Source organism: Paenibacillus sp. SEL1 (assembly GCF_054602535.1).
Genome location: NZ_CM137723.1, coordinates 2,831,702 through 2,848,277, shown reverse-complemented (window position 1 = coordinate 2,848,277; position 16,576 = coordinate 2,831,702). Strand labels below are relative to the sequence as shown.

General features: G+C 47.9%; 15 protein-coding genes. 3 read left to right on the top strand and 12 right to left on the bottom strand.

The window, feature by feature from the left end:
* Positions 1-3: 3 nt before the first annotated feature.
* From bcp to ACYCSE_RS13035, 4 genes are read right to left on the bottom strand one after another with little or no spacing between them, the layout of a single operon-like run.
* Entirely contained in the window at positions 4-480 is a 477-nt protein-coding gene (gene bcp / locus ACYCSE_RS13050; RefSeq protein ID WP_235307248.1) for a thioredoxin-dependent thiol peroxidase, read from the bottom strand.
* A gap of 41 nt (positions 481-521) precedes the next feature.
* Positions 522-1,310, bottom strand: a complete 789-nt coding sequence (locus ACYCSE_RS13045; RefSeq protein ID WP_080710685.1) for an ABC transporter permease — start codon at positions 1,308-1,310, stop codon at positions 522-524.
* Between the two features lie 4 nt (positions 1,311-1,314).
* Entirely contained in the window at positions 1,315-2,109 is a 795-nt protein-coding gene (locus ACYCSE_RS13040; RefSeq protein WP_053324641.1) for an ABC transporter permease, read from the bottom strand.
* A complete protein-coding gene (locus ACYCSE_RS13035) occupies positions 2,102-3,142 on the bottom strand; it encodes an ABC transporter ATP-binding protein (protein ID WP_028540997.1) in 1,041 nt (346 codons plus the stop codon). The genes ACYCSE_RS13040 and ACYCSE_RS13035 overlap by 8 nt, the downstream gene beginning before the upstream one ends.
* Before the next feature lie 103 nt (positions 3,143-3,245).
* Between ACYCSE_RS13035 and ACYCSE_RS13030 the strand changes: the two genes are divergently transcribed.
* The 3 genes from ACYCSE_RS13030 (at position 3,246) to ACYCSE_RS13020 (ending at position 6,932) form a co-directional block, all read left to right on the top strand.
* Positions 3,246-4,367, top strand: a complete 1,122-nt coding sequence (locus ACYCSE_RS13030) for an LCP family protein (RefSeq protein WP_459702441.1) — start codon at positions 3,246-3,248, stop codon at positions 4,365-4,367.
* Positions 4,368-4,449: 82 nt separating this feature from the next.
* Positions 4,450-5,766 carry a glutamate-1-semialdehyde 2,1-aminomutase gene (locus ACYCSE_RS13025; RefSeq protein WP_302057436.1) on the top strand — a complete coding sequence of 439 codons (1,317 nt, stop codon included), beginning with the start codon at positions 4,450-4,452 and terminating at the stop codon, positions 5,764-5,766.
* 206 nt (positions 5,767-5,972) lie between these two features.
* Positions 5,973-6,932, top strand: a complete 960-nt coding sequence (locus ACYCSE_RS13020; RefSeq protein WP_446674942.1) for a DMT family transporter — start codon at positions 5,973-5,975, stop codon at positions 6,930-6,932.
* A gap of 94 nt (positions 6,933-7,026) precedes the next feature.
* On the opposite strand, the gene ACYCSE_RS13015 is transcribed toward ACYCSE_RS13020, so the two are convergent.
* The 8 genes from ACYCSE_RS13015 to ACYCSE_RS12980 form a co-directional block, all read right to left on the bottom strand.
* Positions 7,027-7,428 carry a sensory rhodopsin transducer gene (locus ACYCSE_RS13015; protein WP_446674943.1) on the bottom strand — a complete coding sequence of 134 codons (402 nt, stop codon included), beginning with the start codon at positions 7,426-7,428 and terminating at the stop codon, positions 7,027-7,029.
* 51 nt (positions 7,429-7,479) lie between these two features.
* Positions 7,480-8,514 (bottom strand): glycoside hydrolase family 88/105 protein, encoded by a 1,035-nt coding sequence (locus ACYCSE_RS13010; protein WP_452567863.1) that lies wholly within the window; start codon positions 8,512-8,514, stop codon positions 7,480-7,482.
* Between the two features lie 72 nt (positions 8,515-8,586).
* Positions 8,587-9,699, bottom strand: coding sequence for a rhamnogalacturonan acetylesterase (locus ACYCSE_RS13005; protein ID WP_452567862.1), 1,113 nt, complete (start codon positions 9,697-9,699; stop codon positions 8,587-8,589).
* Between the two features lie 113 nt (positions 9,700-9,812).
* Complete coding sequence (locus tag ACYCSE_RS13000; RefSeq protein ID WP_023987016.1) at positions 9,813-10,652, bottom strand: carbohydrate ABC transporter permease; 840 nt, start codon at positions 10,650-10,652, stop codon at positions 9,813-9,815.
* Positions 10,653-10,657: 5 nt separating this feature from the next.
* Positions 10,658-11,566 carry a carbohydrate ABC transporter permease gene (locus ACYCSE_RS12995; RefSeq protein WP_023987015.1) on the bottom strand — a complete coding sequence of 303 codons (909 nt, stop codon included), beginning with the start codon at positions 11,564-11,566 and terminating at the stop codon, positions 10,658-10,660.
* A 237-nt stretch (positions 11,567-11,803) separates the two neighbouring features.
* On the bottom strand, positions 11,804-13,096 hold the full coding sequence (locus ACYCSE_RS12990) for an ABC transporter substrate-binding protein (RefSeq protein WP_459702440.1): 1,293 nt from the start codon (positions 13,094-13,096) through the stop codon (positions 11,804-11,806).
* 174 nt (positions 13,097-13,270) lie between these two features.
* Entirely contained in the window at positions 13,271-14,833 is a 1,563-nt protein-coding gene (locus tag ACYCSE_RS12985; RefSeq protein WP_254351207.1) for a response regulator transcription factor, read from the bottom strand.
* Complete coding sequence (locus tag ACYCSE_RS12980) at positions 14,811-16,541, bottom strand: sensor histidine kinase (protein ID WP_459702514.1); 1,731 nt, start codon at positions 16,539-16,541, stop codon at positions 14,811-14,813. Before ACYCSE_RS12980 ends, ACYCSE_RS12985 begins: the two co-directional genes overlap by 23 nt.
* Between the last annotated feature and the right edge of the window lie 35 nt (positions 16,542-16,576).

Below are 16,576 nucleotides of genomic sequence, written 5' to 3'. Positions count from 1 at the left end.
CACTTACGCCATATCCTGAATGTATGCCAGCGCAGCATCAATATGCCCTTTCACTCTTAAACCACGCCATTCATGAACTAAAATGCCATTTTCATCAATAAGGAACGTAGACCGAACAATACCCATGTACTGCTTGCCGTACATCTGTTTTTGCTGCCATACACCATACGTCTCAGCGACCTGATGCTCTTCATCAGATAACAACTGAAAAGGGAGTCCGTACTTTGCAATAAACTTGTCATGCTGCTTGAGTGGATCTGGGCTTATCCCCAAAATCACCGTGTTCAAGCCTTCAAACTCCGTATGTTTATCCCGAAAATCACAAGCCTGGGTCGAGCAGCTAGAGGTCAAATCCTTGGGATAGAAATACAGCAACACCCTATTGCCTCGATAATCAGACAGCTTGACACGCTTTCCTTCACTCCCAGGCAATTCAAAATCCGGTGCCTCTTGCCCAATAACGGTAGTTATCGTGGACATCTTATCATCTCCTATCTTGTGGGGGGCTTATGTGATCTGACCTACGAGCCTGCCCCTCTGTAGCGGCGAATTCCCCAGTTCCATGCCAGTAAGCCCAAGGTCAGAAAGACAATCCCCATCACAGGAGTTAAGAGAGCCATATGGCGCATGTCCTCTCGGTGGAGGAATAGGGAGGCTGGATATACACCAACAAAAGCAAAAGGTAGTATCCAAGTCAGCACAACCTGAATGGCACGGTTATAGATGGTCACCGGATAACGTCCGTAGCCCTGAATATTGTACATGAGCGGAATAATTCCAGTGGGGGCATCCGAAAAGAATGAAAGAGAAGTCAATATGGTGTAAATGCCTGTATAGATTGCTACGGCACTTAGGCTCAAAACGATCAGCGCTGGTACGAACCACCACTCCATAGCCAAGTCCATCTGTGCCCCGCTGATCCCCATAATAATCAGACCGATCACTGAGCCCACCAACGCTGGCGGGTCCACATTTTCAAGGAAAATCTGGAACAGATTATATGCAGGACGAGTCATTACCCGATCGAGCTCACCTTTCACAATATAACGTTCGCTAAAGTTCCAAAGGTTGACAAAACAGCTGAATAGTCCGTAAGGAACCATGAAAAATCCATAAACGAACACGACTTCATTTTCACTCCAGCCCCCCAAACTGTCTGTATGCATAAAAATAACCAGGATAAAAATAAGATTCGTGGCCTGAAACAGCAGGTCTGAAATCACTTCTACCCAAAAGTCAGCCCGATAGGTGAGCCGTGACTTCATGTAATTTTTCAAATATTCGCTAATGAGACCCAAATAGTACATCATCGGCTTACCCTCCCTGCACGAACAGACGTCTGCGCGCCAGTCGCCAAATGATGATCATCGGCACGAGCAGAACGACCAGCCAAATGATTTGGATACCCAGTACATTCCAGATGCCCACGCCTTTTACACGTCCCGTAAATACAGAACCCGGCAAATAGGTAATCGCCTGAAACGGCATCCATTGGGCGATCGTCGCCAGCCAGCCGGGAAACAAACTGATTGGCAAAATCAACCCAGAAAACAGATCTACAACTACGCGCTTCATACGCATCATGCCCTCATTATTTTCGATAAAAAAGGCCGTTAATCCCGTAATAATATTAATCTGAGTGTTGATCATAAAGCTAAAAAACAGCATGACCAGAAAACCAACCCAGGCTACCGGATCCGTGGGAAGCTTTACCGGAAATAACAGCATCGCAATCGCCATGCCTGGAATCATAAACAGCAGAAAACGGAACATTCCCTCGCCGAGTCCTTGCATAAATTTAACAAGTACATAGTTATAAGGTCGGATCATCTGAATTGCAATGCTTCCATCACGTATATCCGTCGAAATCTCACGATCCAGATTGTTAAAATAAAAGGCTCTCGCCATCCACGATACTGCTACATACGTCGTCATCTGAGCAGCGGTAAAGCCTCCAATGCTACCCGCATCGCCATATATCGCTTTGTATGTGAAATAATACACGCCAATATTCATGCAATAAATAAGGATTCCTGAATAATAGTTCACACGATACGCAAGCATCGTGAGAAATCGGATACGAATAAAATCGGTGTATACGCTAAGCATGAACTTTGGCCTCCACTATCGGATTGCCCTGGCGTTCAGCCGAACCAGACTGATAGATACTGCGGACGATATCATCCGTGTTGGTTTCAATGATTTTGATATCCGTAATGTCCGTGCGACCGACTACGCAAGCGAGCACATCCGATACATTAATATGAAGAGGAATCCAAACTTTGGCAGCCAAATCATTATCCATCGTCCAAGCCAGTGGCATATCAGCAGTCCATGCCTGTAATTGCTCCAATTGGGTCGATGTGCCAAACTGGAACCGTACTTCTCGACCTGTCCCCCAACGCGCCTTCAGATCCTCCAGACCACCATCATAAATGATATTTCCATCATCCAGCATAATGACGCGCGAGCACAGCGCTTCAATATCCTGCAAATCATGGGTCGTCAGCAAAATAGTCGTACCGTGATCCCGGTTCATGTCCTTCAGAAACTCACGAATTTCGGATTTCACCATAATATCAAGCCCAATGGTCGGCTCGTCCAGAAAAACAATAGACGGATTGTGCAGCAAGGCAGCTACCAACTCACAGCGCATCCTTTGCCCGAGACTAAGCTTGCGTACCGGGCGGCTTAGCAGATCCTGCAATTGCAGCCTCTCTACCAGCTCATCCAGCCTGCGTTTGAAGTCCGTAGCCGGAACCTGATATACTTTCCGCAGTAGTTGAAAAGACTCGATCACACCGATGTCCCACCAAAGCTGACTGCGCTGACCGAAAACAACGCCAATGTTGCCTACAAATTTCTCGCGTTCCTCATAAGGGACATAACCGCCCACCTTGAGATGTCCCGATGTCGGCACGAGAATGCCTGTCAGCATCTTAATCGTGGTGGACTTTCCGGCGCCGTTCTCACCGATATAACCGCATATTTCTCCTTGCGGAATACGGAAAGATATATCTTTGACCGCGGCTACCTCGTTGTATTCGCGGGCGAATAAATCAAGGAAGGCACCCTTTAAGCCCTCGCGATTTTTTTGAACCTTAAATGTTTTGCGCAGATCCTGCACATCAATTGCCAGCATGTTATACCTCTCAATCAGGATTTGTAAAATCCATAGTTAAATTGATTGTGCTCCAAAAAGAAATTATAATGTAATGAACTGAAAAGCGAAAGGGAGAGCATCCATGACAAGCAGAACCAAAAGGACGATATGGTCGGTTCTAGCCGTGGTAATCGTCGCGATTGTCGGCTTTGCCGTGTACTATTTTACATCCATTTATAATCAGCTGGATAATCTGCATAAAGAGGGCGCTAACTCCCCCTTCAAAAATGTAAAGCAGGTCGATCAGGTTCGTACGCCAGAACCACCCAAGTGGGAAGGTACCGATATGGTTAACATTTTACTGATGGGTGTCGATGGGCGCGGTATCCAGAAAGGGGAAGTCCCCCGATCAGACAGCATGATGGTTGTATCACTGGACCCCGTTAAGAAAAAAATCCACCTGTTCTCTATTTTGCGTGATACGTACGTGGATATTCCCGGCTACGGAAAAAATCGAATTAACACTGCCATTACTCACGGACCCAACACGGCCATGAAGACGGCTGGCGACCTGTTAGGCATCCCGGTGCAATATTATGTCTACACGGATTTCCAGGGCTTTATCAAACTGGTGGATGCCGTAGGCGGGATTGATTTTGAAGTGGAAAAGGATATGCATTATACAAGTAATGCGGATAAACATCAGTACGATATTGATTTGAAAAAGGGCATGCAGCATCTAGATGGCAACACGGCGCTTCAATATGTGCGGTTCCGCCACGATGCAATGTCCGACTTCTCCCGATCAGGACGGCAACGGGCATTCTTGGAAGCCGTATCCCAGAAAATGCAGACCACGACTTCCATCGCTAACTTGCCGAATATTTTAGAGCAGGTTAACCCGTACATCGACACGAATCTCAGTGTTAACGATATGTGGAAGCTGGCAAATGTGGGGTACCAAAGCAACTTTGCAGGCAGCGAGCAGGTCCCACCGATGAAGATGCTCGGAGAAGAGAATGTGGGCGGCGCGGCAGTTCTTACTGTCCGCGATCCGGAAGAACTGAAAACGTATGTGCAGGATATATTTAATAATCCACCCTCACAAACACAGGAACAAAATAAGGATCAGAACGAAACGAAACAGCCAGACAGTGCATCGTCTACCAAGAAGGATAAAGCTTCTTTTACAGGGGGCAGTAAAACCAGTAATGAGGATGCTTCCACACAATCAACAACAAAGACAGGTCAAAAAGAGCTATAATGATGTATGCAGGGGCAGCCGTGAACGCTGCCCTTTGGCGTGTGTATACCCTATTTTAATGAACGGAAAGGAAGTTTTGATGATGAAACGGGAAAACTCCGAAGCACTATATAAAGAAGCCCTGGAGCATATTGTCGGGGGCGTTAACAGCCCTTCACGCTCCTTTAAAGCTGTAGGCGGCGGCGCTCCAGTATTCATGAAACGCGCCCAAGGCGCTCATTTCTGGGATGCGGATGATAATCGATATATCGACTATTTGGCGGCCTACGGCCCAATTATTACCGGACATGCTCACCCCCATATTACTAAGGCCATCAGCGAAGCGGCAGCGAATGGCGTATTGTATGGAACCTCGACGGCATTGGAAATCAAATTGGCGAAGATGCTAAAAGAGGCCATTCCTTCTATGGACAAGGTCCGGTTTGTGAATTCTGGCACAGAAGCGGTTATGACGACGATTCGTGTGGCACGGGCCTATACTGGGCGGAACAAGATCATCAAATTCGCCGGGTGCTACCACGGTCACTCGGATCTGGTACTTGTAGCCGCAGGCTCAGGCCCTTCTACGCTGGGCATACCTGACAGTGCAGGCATTACGACCAACATTGCGAGCGAGGTTATTACCGTGCCATTCAATGATCTCGACGCGTTGCGCCAAGCCTTGGAGCGTTGGAGCGACGATGTAGCGGCAGTCATGGTCGAGCCGATTGTTGGTAATTTCGGCATGGTCATGCCGCAGCCAGGCTATCTGGAAGGGCTCTGCTCCATGGCGCGTGCGAACGGCTCACTCGTCATTTATGACGAGGTCATTACCGCATTCCGATTCCACTTCGGTTCCACCCAAACGTATGCAGGTTTGGACAACCATGATGCGATTCAGCCAGATTTGACCGCGTTGGGCAAAATCATGGGTGGTGGTCTGCCGATTGGTGCCTACGGCGGCAGCAAGCACATCATGGAGCAGGTTGCCCCACTCGGCCCGGCTTATCAGGCGGGTACGATGGCCGGCAACCCGGCTTCCATCTCGTCAGGCATCGCCTGCCTTGAAGTCCTTCAAGGGGAAGGCGTGTACGAAGAGATGGAACGTCTGGCCGTGAGACTGACGGACGGTATTCAGTCCTCTGCTGAACGCTACGGCGTGCCATTGACGATCAACCGTATTCGTGGAGCGTTCTCGACGCATTTCTGTGATCATCCGATCACGAATTACGCACAGGCGCAGGATACGGATAGCGAAGCATTCGCATCCTTCTTCCGTCACATGCTGGATCGCGGTATTCATCTGGCACCATCCAAGTACGAAGCCTGGTTCCTCACAACAGCGCATACGGACGAAGATGTGGATGCTACGCTGGAAGCGGCGGACGATTCGTTCCGGGCGATGTCACAAGGTAAGTAAACTAAGCAGTAAGTGATAGAATATGAATAGGATAAGAGCTGGAAGTAGTCTTAGGGATGGGTATCCGACCTCTAGGACTTCGTTTCGGCTTTTTTTATTTGACAACTGTACCCGTACAGTTGCAGATTTTATGGATTGTATCAGATGATGCCATCCGGGTATATTGAGAGAACAACAGGTTAAGGTCATGATTACGGAGGTTTATTATGCACAGTCGTTCCAGAAATGGAGCCGCCTATCTGGCAGCTCTCAGCTATGCAGCTATACTTGGATTTTCATTTTTATTTGTAAAATTGACAGTCACTGAAGCGAGCCCGCTGGATGTGATTGCCCATCGCTTTGCGCTGTCATTTATCGCTTTGACCATTCCCGTGTTGCTCGGTTGGATCAAGATCAACATCAAGATGCGTGACATTCTGCGCATTTTACCACTGGCGCTGCTCTCGCCATTAGTGTATTTTCCACTGCAAGCCTTCGGGCTGATGAGCACTTCTTCATCGGAAGGTGGAATTATTCAAGCAACCGTTCCTATTTTTACGTTGCTGTTAGCTTCCTATTTTATTAAAGAGCGTACAACGGTAGTCCAAAAAATTTCCTTACTGCTCTCTGTCTTTGGCGTGGTTTTTATATTTGTGATGAAAAGCGGAGCACCGCTAGCATCCAATAGCTATGGCGGTATTCTTCTGCTCGTGCTTTCTGCGATATGCCTATCCGGCTATAATGTGCTGGCACGACCATTAACACAAAAGTACAACCCCATGGAATTGACCTACGTTACCTCTATTTTGGGATGTATCGTTTTTAACGTGGTGGCACTGGGATATCATGCTATAGACGGCTCCATGAGCGCCTATATCGCTCCACTGGTGAAGCCTGGTTATTGGATGGCACTGATTTATCTGGGCATTCTGTCTACCCTCGTCACCTCGCTGTTATCGAGCTTTGCCTTGAAGTGGATCGAAGCCTCCAAAATGAGTGTGATCGGCAATTTATCCACCCTCATTTCCATGATTGCCGGTGCTTACATTTTGAAGGAGCAGCTCGCCTACTATCACATTGTTGGGGCTGTGATGATCATTATCGGCGTGCTGGGTACCAATTTCGGAGGGCGAAAAAACTTCACGCCGATCAAAACAACTTCGGCAAAATCACAAAAAACGGGCTAAAAATAAACACTACATTGCCTGCAAAAAAAGAAATCTCCCAGCTGCGCAATTCCAGCCGAGAGATTTCTTTTTTCATTTCTTAGTCTTCGTCGGATTAAATCGGGTACGCCATGACACTCATTAACGCCAATTCCGGCTGTGTCGTGTCCAATCTGCTATATTGTACGATGATGGGCACATCGCTGGTGACCGTAATTGCGTAAGGAATACCTACCGGAATCCGTTCGCCGGATTTCTCCAACGAGGCTGTTCGGATATGACGGGTTCGTCTTCCTTCCACCACCTCGATCAATCCCTCTAATGGCTCGCGGTCTTCAAAATAGATGTCTATACTTAGATTTGCCACACGGCTCCCACAATTCAGCACGCATATACTCTCATGACTGAGCAGCTCTCCCCGGCTTTCCGGTGGAATATACCCATCGGGGATGACCCAGAATAGACTGCCTCGCGGCTGATTAGCCACCTTTTCCTGAGAAAGTTCAGCATTTCCCATACTATTGGCCTCCTTTACCCATCATACTTTTTGGCGCTTATGCCCCTTCTTCTAGCCGTACGGATTCTCCTTGGTACGCAACAGTTGAGCCAGAAAAGCAAGCGCCAATCCCTGCCCCCAGCCCTGAAGGCGTTTGTACGGAACGTTTCGATAGCCGTCAATATCGTTCATCACAGCAGTTCCAGCGGATACCCCCGTTACTGTGCCGTCGTCCTTAATGCGGCAAAGAATACCGTCGATCGCCTTTTGGGTGTATTTGTTAAACAATCTTCCTTGCATAAGCAAGGCAGTCGCAATTCCTGCCGAGCCCGAGGTTTCCAGATAAGAGGTATCATCGTTCAGCACCGTATGCCACAGCCCTTCCGGGGATTGCAGCCGCACCAGCGCATTGAGCTGGTCACGCAGCGAGCCGTCGATGATCATATAAGATGGATGCTGCACCTCCACCAATTTCAGCGCTTTTGCCATCGTGAGGGCTGCCCATGAATTGCCGCGCGCCCAATATATTCCTGACATCCGGCTTTGATTCGCATGATCCCATCCGTGATAATACAGATTCGTATCCGGGTCCTGCAAAAATTCTTCATGCCCGTGATATTGACGAACCCCATCCTCCCAATACTCCTTGTTGCCCAACAGATGACCGATACGAAGCAAATAATAACCGGCCATAAACATCGTATCCACCCATGCTTGCTGCGGAAATACATCATGAAGTGAATTCACCGTATGCTGGAAAATGCCGTCGGCAAACCGCTCCGCTTTTTGGGCCAAAAATTCTGCCATCTCGATGGCAATATCAAGGTATTTTTGCTCACCTGTGGCCTGATAAAGCGTCAACAAACAGTGCCCGACAGAAACGCCGTTCACCGAGAGAGATGGAAGTCCATCCTCGATATTTTCGTCAACCCATTCTTTCAGCTTGGTCAGATACTTTTCGTTTCCTGTCGCTTCATACGCTTCGCATACTCCGTAAAAGGCGACTCCACCCGGCCAATCCCAGCTGTAGTGCATTTGAAAGGTGCGTTCTACGACCCGGTCGATCACCTGCTTAACTTGTTCTTCATCAAAAATCAATGCAGGCATTTCCACGTCTCCCCCTTTGGTAAGTTTCACGTGAGTTACCTCCTTGACGCCCGTACATGAAAAGGTCGTCCTTCAACGTAAATACATGCGCAGCGGTTGCAAATCCAGTTCCTTCACAGCATCCACCACCATGTCTGCAATACGAACCGCGCCATTCTCATGAAAATGTGTGTTATCCTCTAAGCCGCCGGAAAAGTTCATGTATTCACCAGGCAGCAGCCACATAAAAAGCTCTTTACTCTCTTCGGGACCCAGCTGCTCATATAACTCCTGCGTGCGAGCAGACAAATCAATCAGCGGTACATTCGCTTCTTCCGCCAGCTCACGAACCGCTATTACATAGTCACCATGTGTGTCAGATAGCGTACCATCTGCGTTAAAATAGCGACGATGTACGGGCGTGACCAGTACCGGGGTGGCCCCATGGCTTTTCGCTCCGTCGATGTAGAGGCGCAGATTCTCCTTGTAGGTTGTAAAAGGCTCCGTAGCCCGCTCTGGATCAGGCTTCTGATCATTATGGCCGAATTGAATGAACAGGAAGTCTCCTGCCTTTATTTCGCCCAAAATAGCGTCCAGCCGTCCCTCGTCCACAAAGCTTTTGGAGCTTCGTCCCGATACGGCATGATTATCCACGCAGACATCATGCTTGAACAGGGCGGGCAAAGCCTGGCCCCAGCCAGTATACGGATAGCCGGATGCGTCCTGATCCGTAACCGTGGAATCTCCGGCTAGGAATAGCCGGAGGGTCTGTGGCGCTGGCGCAATCTCCAGCGCATTGAGCCGTGGCGCGGTGCCTGATACGGTGAGGCGTAGTTTGCCACCCCGGACAGGCACCGTAAATAGGGCTTCAGTGAACTGGCCCGGCAGCGTGTGTACTGGAGGCAGCATATGCTTACCTTCACCAGCCTTGAATCGCGTGAGCGTTTCCGCCTGCGAATCGCCGACCAGTATAGTGACGAGATATATCCCGTCTGGCACATCTGCAACAAATGCAGCGTTCAGTGGAATACAAAAGCTGCTTCGTAGCCGCGTGCGTGCATCCTTGGCTGCACTCTGCCTTTTTCGACCGTACACATGCTCCGTAGCCTCGAAGCCATAGCCCTGTTCAGTTGTATATAAGCAATCCGGAGACACTCCCTTGTAGCCATCCGCAGGCTCTCCCGGACCAAAATCAAACTTCCACAATGTACTCACCTCTCAGCCATCGCCCTCAAATCCCGTCCATTCAATCGTACAAACCCGGATGCCTTCCATTTCCACTCGTAAGCTTCATATCCTCACGTTATGGATTTTGGATCTTACCCCTTCAAACCACTCGTACTCATTCCTTCTACAATTTGCTTCTGGAATGCGAAGAATACAGCGATAACTGGAAGCAGGCTTAGGATAGACATCGCGAACATTCCTCCCCAGTTGGAAGCCGACTCGCTGTCGAGGAACATCTTGAGTGCAATAGATACGGTATATTTCTCCGGCGAATTCAGATACAGTACCGGACCAAGCAAATCCTCCCACTTCCAGTAGAAAGAGAAGATTGCCGCTGTAGCCAACGACGATTTGAGTAAGGGTAAAATAATTCTGAAATACAGCCGGAACTTGCCGCATCCGTCAATCGTCGCCGCTTCATCCAACTCTGCTGGAATCGTCCGTATAAACTGCACCATCAGGAAGATGAAGAACGGCATCCCGAAAAAGGAGGGTACCACCAACGGTAAGATCGTATTGATCCAACCGAGCTTGGTGAAAATAATATATTGCGGTACCAGTACCACATCCCCTGGTAGCATAAGTGTCACCATCATCAAAGCAAACCACAAGTTACGCCCTTTGAATTTCAAGCGTGCAAAGCCAAATGCGATCAAAGAGGAGGAAAGCACAGCTCCAATCGTTGAAATTACCACGATCGTGAGCGAGTTTAGAATGTACGTGCCAAAGTTGTAGCCAGTTGTCCCTTTCCAGCCTGTTACATAGTTTTGCCAGATCCATTCAGTAGGGAAAAGCGAGGATGCCGTGACGAATATCGTCCGACTTTCTTTAAACGAGCTGAACAGCATCCAAAAAACGGGATACAGCATCAGGAGCGCCAGTGCAGCAACCAGTATGTGATAAATTGGCCATTTGACCGTTTTCCATGCCATCGGCATCAGCGCCCCTTTTCCGTTTCATAAAATACCCAGTATCTGGAGGTTATAAATAAAATCGCTGTCAGTATCCCAATCATAATGAGCATGACCCAAGCCATGGCTGCCGCATATCCCATGTTGCTGAACATAAACGCCTGCCGGAACAGATACAGTGAATGCAGCATCGTTCCATCCATCGGGCCTCCTTCACCCTTAGAAATAACATAAGCCGGGACGAAGGTCATAAAAGCGCTGATCGTCTGCATAATCAGATTAAATAGAATAATAGGGCTAAGCAACGGTAGCGTAATACTGAAAAATTTTCGTACTGGCTTAGCGCCATCTACACTGGACGCCTCGTACAATTCAACAGGAATGTTCTTTAAACCTGCCAGAAAAATCAGCATGGAGGAGCCAAATTGCCATACGGACAGGGTGATTAGCATTGTAAGCGAAGCATCCGGATCACCAAACCATTTCACCGGAGTCGCCCCTAAGGTCGAAAGCAGGCTGTTCACTATGCCGTTATTACTGAAAATGTTCCGCCACATAATGGATACCGCAACGCTACCTCCGATAATCGACGGCAGATAGTACATTGTCCGATAGGTGCCGACCATGCGCGATTTGGTATTCAAAATCATAGCCACAAACAACGCGAAAATCAGTCGCAACGGTACACCGACCAGCACATACGTAAACGTGACCCTGATCGAATTCCAGTATTTCGGGTCGCCTGTGAACATTTTTTCGAAGTTACCCAGACCAATCCATTTGGGCGGGGTGAACAGGTTGTAGGTGGTAAAGGACAGATACAGCGAAATAAACATTGGAATTAACGTAAACGCCAGAAAGCCCACAATAAACGGGCTGATAAACGCATATCCGGTCATATTGGCTTTCAAGCTCTGATGATTTCGCAAGCTCATCAAGCCTCCCTTCTGTTGCATTTAAAGAAATAGAAAAACTTTATGTTGTTAATAATTCGTTGTTATATGAATATTATTGTGATGTCTGCAAAGGGTGCTTATGCAGTTGGTTCGTCGAATCAACCGTGCGCAATCATGCTTTGGACTACGCACGGTTAACTTAACGAAACGTTCCTTCGATCTTGTCGTTCTTATGCTAAAACGATGTCAGATACCCTAAAGGTCTCATTGCGCTCATTATTGCTTGTTATTCGCAAGGATAGTATTCGCATCAGCCCGGAACTTGGCCGCTGCGTCTTCAGCCGTCATCTGTCCGAAATTGACCTGCTCAATATAATCGGTCAGAGTCGCAATCACTTCCGGCGATCCGACTGGTGGCGGCGGGCTCATTGGAGAAGCCTTCGGCTCCATGGAAGCTACAAATTCAAACACCTGCTTCGTAGGCTCGCTTAACTCTGGCGCAACAGCCTCCTTGATTTTGGAGGAAATCGGCACGCCCCGTTCGCCTTTAATCAATTTATTCGCTTCTACATCATTCATCCAGAAATCAATAAACTTTGCGGCCTCATCCTTCACCTGTGAACGGGAAGCAACCGTCCAGTACATCGTAGGCTGCATGTATACGCCTTTTTCCATATTCGGCCCAAACATTGGAGCCAGTGCCATTGGGCGGTTAACAACCTGCTGTAAGCCCACATACTGATTGGACCACTGCCAAATACCGATGCCTGTTCCTTTTACAATATCGGATTCCTCAAGAATCCCCTTGGTCTGGTTCATAATTTCAGGAGGCGGGGTCGCTCCCTTTTTAATCAGATTAGCCAATCCGCTGAAGAAGTCAACAAACAGCTTATCATCGTCATACCCCAATCCTGTTCCTTCCGCATTGTAGAGAGTCTTTCCTTGCGTACGCAAATAGTAGTGGAAGAAAATATCAGCCGCCATCGAGCTGTCAAAGTATACTTTGTTGGAACCCGCTTTTAAAGCCAGTTCTTTGTATTGATCCCATGTCCAGTTGTCAGGGATTTTGTCTATACCCGCTTTTTTGAGCAACGCCGGGTCATACTGGAAACCCAGAACATTGACACCGGTTGGAATACCATATTGCTTTCCAGCAATTACGCCGGTTTTGAGTACATTTTCGGTCACATCAGCGACCTGAATTTTTTGATTCAAGTAAGGCGCGAGATCCTCCAGTTGACCATTTTTCGCATATTGGCTAATATACGAAATGTCCATTTGCACGATATCAGGCAACTGATTAGCCGCAGCCTGCGGGGCGAGCTTTTTCCAATAGTCATCAAAAGAGGCATATTCCACATCAATCGTTACATTTGGATTTTTCTGCTTATACAAATCAACGACCTTTTGCGTGTATTCATGACGCGTATCCGATCCCCACCAAGCGATCCGTAATTTTACTTTCCCGTCTGCACTTGTGCCCGAATTGCTGCCGCCGTCCGCTCCGCTACATGCCGTCGTCAAAACGAGCAGCATCGCTATGATCAGAAACCATCCCTTTTTGCCCACCTATCTCTCCCCTTTTCGCTGTTCTAGAAAGGAGCCAAATCACGAGTGACAACGCATTTACGCAATTTTGATAGCGTTTACATTAGCTCCTGTTGTTATTTTCCCAAAAGCAGAGAAACATTGGAATACACAAATCAGGTTTCCTGGGTTTAAAAAACAGTGGGGGCCATCAGCTCATCCCCGTTCATGTGATTTAATATACTCGGAAGGCGTCATACCCGCCCATTTTTTGAACACCTGGCTAAAATATTGCGCGTTCCCACCGAAGCCGAACCATTCGGCCAGCTCAAACACCTTCACGTCTCCGGTCTCTCGAATATGCTCAGCCGCACGTTCGATCCGATAACGATTGACGTAGTGTGAAAAGTTTTCGCCTGTCACTTTTTTGAAAATTTTTCCTAAGTAGTCGGAATTCATATACAGCATTTGACCTGCCACTCCGTTCAGCGACAGATCGGATTTTCTGTAGTTTTGCTCAATAATAGTGATCATTTTATCAACGGTGGAAGATTGGCGATACACATTACTTTTATAATAGATTGCGGTCATTCGTTCGGCAGCTTCCTGTACAAAAGATTTGAGACATGCCAGCGTTTTTTGCTCTGCCAGCACCACCATTCGGCTCGTAAACGCCGCACGCTCTTCTTCAGGGCATATACGGATCATAGCGGCATAGAGCTGAAGCACATAGGAGCGGGTCACGGAGATTTCCAGCTTCATCCGGGACAGAATACCGAACAACCGATCCACTTCCTGTGCAACCTCCACCGTATTTCCAGCCTTGATTAGCAGACCGAACTTCTCCTCGTCCAGTTCCAAATCTGCCATCTCCCGGGTATCCTCAGCCGCTAAATCCTCCTTCGTAATCAAACTGCCCTCCCCGGTGTAAAAACGGTGATTCATACAATGCAGTGTCTCCCGGTACATCCCCCGTGAATGCTGCATACTATCCGACTCACTAACTGCGATTGTTACCTCCAGCTTGTAAAAGCGATGAAATGTCGCACGTACCGCTTCAATCTGTTTCATAAACCGTGACGTGTCATCCTCCTCACTTTCCAGCACGATGAGCAATTGCCCCTGCATGGTCGTACTGAGCAAGACATCATCCATCAAATCTGCCGCTATATTTTGCAATGCAAACAAATGCTCCGGCTCATGGGATTCCTCCACCCGCAGCAGCAGCATTCGAACCTGCTTATCTTGCAATTCAATTCCGAATAACCGCTCATAAAATGCGATATCACGGCTACCGTAAGTTTTATAGGAAATAAACTCCTTCAAAAAGTGTTCCTTCACATGAGGCAGCATACGCTGAAAATCTAGCTTCATCCGGTTTACAAACTGCTTGCGTTCTTCCTGCTCCTCCCGCTCCTGCCCCAACTCGGTCAGAGCCTCATGAATTTGCCGCTCATTGCATGGCTTCAACAAGTAGTGCTTCACCCCGTATTGCATGGCCCGACAGGCATAATCAAAATCTTTGTAACCAGACAACAGAATGAAACGGACGTCTGGAAAATGCTCCGTCGTTTTGGCAACCAGTCCGATACCGTCCAATCCAGGCATAGAGATGTCGCTAATCACAAAATCAGGTGGGCTGGCCTGAATCTGATCATAAGCCTCAATCCCGTTACGTGCCGTACCAACCAATCTCGTTCCCGCTTTCCCCCAATCAACCACCTGTGATATGCCTTCCAAAATCATACGCTCATCATCAACCAGTAGCACCTTGTACACGACCCTGATCCCCTTTCACATATGGAATACAGACATGAATCGACGTTCCTGTTCCTGACTCGCTATGCAGCTCTATCCCCCAAGGTGTACCAAATGTCAGGTTAATCCGTTCCTGAATATTCGTAAGTCCAATGCCCTGCCCACGAGTCATGACCTGCCCGCTCCGCAGCTTTTCCAAGAAATCCGGCGTCATTCCCGGTCCGTCATCTTCAACTCGCAGAAATAGAGCCCCCTCGCTTTCTCTCGCAATAATAGCAATCCGACAGGGTTCAATTCGCGGCTCCAGCGCATAATGAATGGCATTCTCCACCAAGGGCTGAAGCGTTAGCTTCGGAATTTGTGCATCCATCAGTTCTTCCGGGACATCCAGATGGAAAACGAGACGTTCATCAAAACGTGTTTTTTGGATCGTTACGTAGCTCCTTACAATATCCAGTTCTTTTCGAAGCGGAATCAGCTGCTCTTCAAAACTGACCGCACTACGCAATAGAAAAGCAAGTGCTTCCACCATCTCTGAAATCCGATCCTGCTTATTGGCCTTGGCGAGCCAGTTCACGGATTCCAGCGTGTTGTATAAAAAGTGTGGATTAATCTGTGCCTGTAATGCCTTTAGCTCTGTTTCCCGCAGTAATAGCTGCTTGCCAACATTCTCATTAATGAGCTCACGAATGCGGCGAATCATTTTCTTATATGTCCGATGTAACAAGCCTACCTCATCCTGTGTGGAAAGGGGGACCGCGCCAAGTGCTTCTTCTTCCAAACGGTCGAGATCGCCTTTTTCTATTTTACGCATGTTCTGGATTAATTGAACAATCGGTTTGGTAATGCTCCCTGACAACCTAGCCCCCAGTGCCAATGCGATAAGAAGCATAATTACAAAAATAGCGCTTACAACTTCTTTAATGATCGTAATACTGCGAAACATATCATCGAAGGGGGTCATATGCAAATACGTCCACCCCGTATAAGAGGATTTGATTTGAGCAGCGAAAAAGGTTCCTCCTGAGTAGGTCGCAATCCCGTAAGGCTGCTTTCGGCCAAGCTCCGCCTGGATATCACTCTCACTCAAAAGTGGTGTTTCGGGATAAATCATCCGTCTTCCATCTGTAATCATCAGTTGTCCGTCACGGCCGGAGGTCTGCACACGATCCGCTACAATCCGGTCAATTCGCACACGAATCGCAAGCGTTCCGAGCCCATTCAGTGTAAAATTGGAATCGGTAAAGGATTTGAACTGCCGAGCGGCCAGCAAGGAGGAATGACCTGCCGCATACCATGCATTGGAACCATCATGTTCGTCTGCCAGCTCCGACAGGGTGGATCGAAGCTCCTGGGGAATACCTTCGCGGTTGCCCGCGCTCATGACCTGTCCCTCTTTGTCGATTACTATCATAGAATAGACATAGGTCTCAGAGCCGGCAAAGGCGACGAGCCTATTCGTTATTTTTTTACGCAGCACCATTTTGGTATAAGGTGACTTTTCCTTTTCCAATTGCAGCAAATAACGTTGAAGCTGCTCGTCCGTTGTTACCTTGAAAGTAACTTTTTCCACATCCTTCAGCTCATTTTCTATGCCGATTGAAGAAATATTGAGTACTTCGGATGTTTTTTTGTACATTTGATTATCATAAATATGAAATACGTACTTAAGTATGACTGCAACAACTGCAAAATTAACCAGCATAAGCACCGTAATCAGCAGTACCATTTTATGATGGATTCCAGCATTTTTGTAAGCGCTTT

Excerpts from the sequence above, each read along its gene's own strand:
- ACYCSE_RS13000 (WP_023987016.1), bottom strand. The coding sequence starts at position 10,652 with ATGGCATGGAAAACGGTCAAATGGCCAATTTATCACATACTGGTTGCT.
- ACYCSE_RS13030 (WP_459702441.1), top strand. The coding sequence starts at position 3,246 with ATGACAAGCAGAACCAAAAGGACGATATGGTCGGTTCTAGCCGTGGTA.
- ACYCSE_RS13020 (WP_446674942.1), top strand. The coding sequence starts at position 5,973 with ATGCACAGTCGTTCCAGAAATGGAGCCGCCTATCTGGCAGCTCTCAGC.
- ACYCSE_RS13010 (WP_452567863.1), bottom strand. The coding sequence starts at position 8,514 with ATGCCTGCATTGATTTTTGATGAAGAACAAGTTAAGCAGGTGATCGAC.
- ACYCSE_RS13035 (WP_028540997.1), bottom strand. The coding sequence starts at position 3,142 with ATGCTGGCAATTGATGTGCAGGATCTGCGCAAAACATTTAAGGTTCAA.
- ACYCSE_RS13015 (WP_446674943.1), bottom strand. The coding sequence starts at position 7,428 with ATGGGAAATGCTGAACTTTCTCAGGAAAAGGTGGCTAATCAGCCGCGA.
- ACYCSE_RS12980 (WP_459702514.1), bottom strand. The coding sequence starts at position 16,541 with ATGGTACTGCTGATTACGGTGCTTATGCTGGTTAATTTTGCAGTTGTT.
- ACYCSE_RS13025 (WP_302057436.1), top strand. The coding sequence starts at position 4,450 with ATGAAACGGGAAAACTCCGAAGCACTATATAAAGAAGCCCTGGAGCAT.
- ACYCSE_RS13045 (WP_080710685.1), bottom strand. The coding sequence starts at position 1,310 with ATGATGTACTATTTGGGTCTCATTAGCGAATATTTGAAAAATTACATG.
- bcp (WP_235307248.1), bottom strand. The coding sequence starts at position 480 with ATGTCCACGATAACTACCGTTATTGGGCAAGAGGCACCGGATTTTGAA.
- ACYCSE_RS13040 (WP_053324641.1), bottom strand. The coding sequence starts at position 2,109 with ATGCTTAGCGTATACACCGATTTTATTCGTATCCGATTTCTCACGATG.
- ACYCSE_RS12995 (WP_023987015.1), bottom strand. The coding sequence starts at position 11,566 with ATGAGCTTGCGAAATCATCAGAGCTTGAAAGCCAATATGACCGGATAT.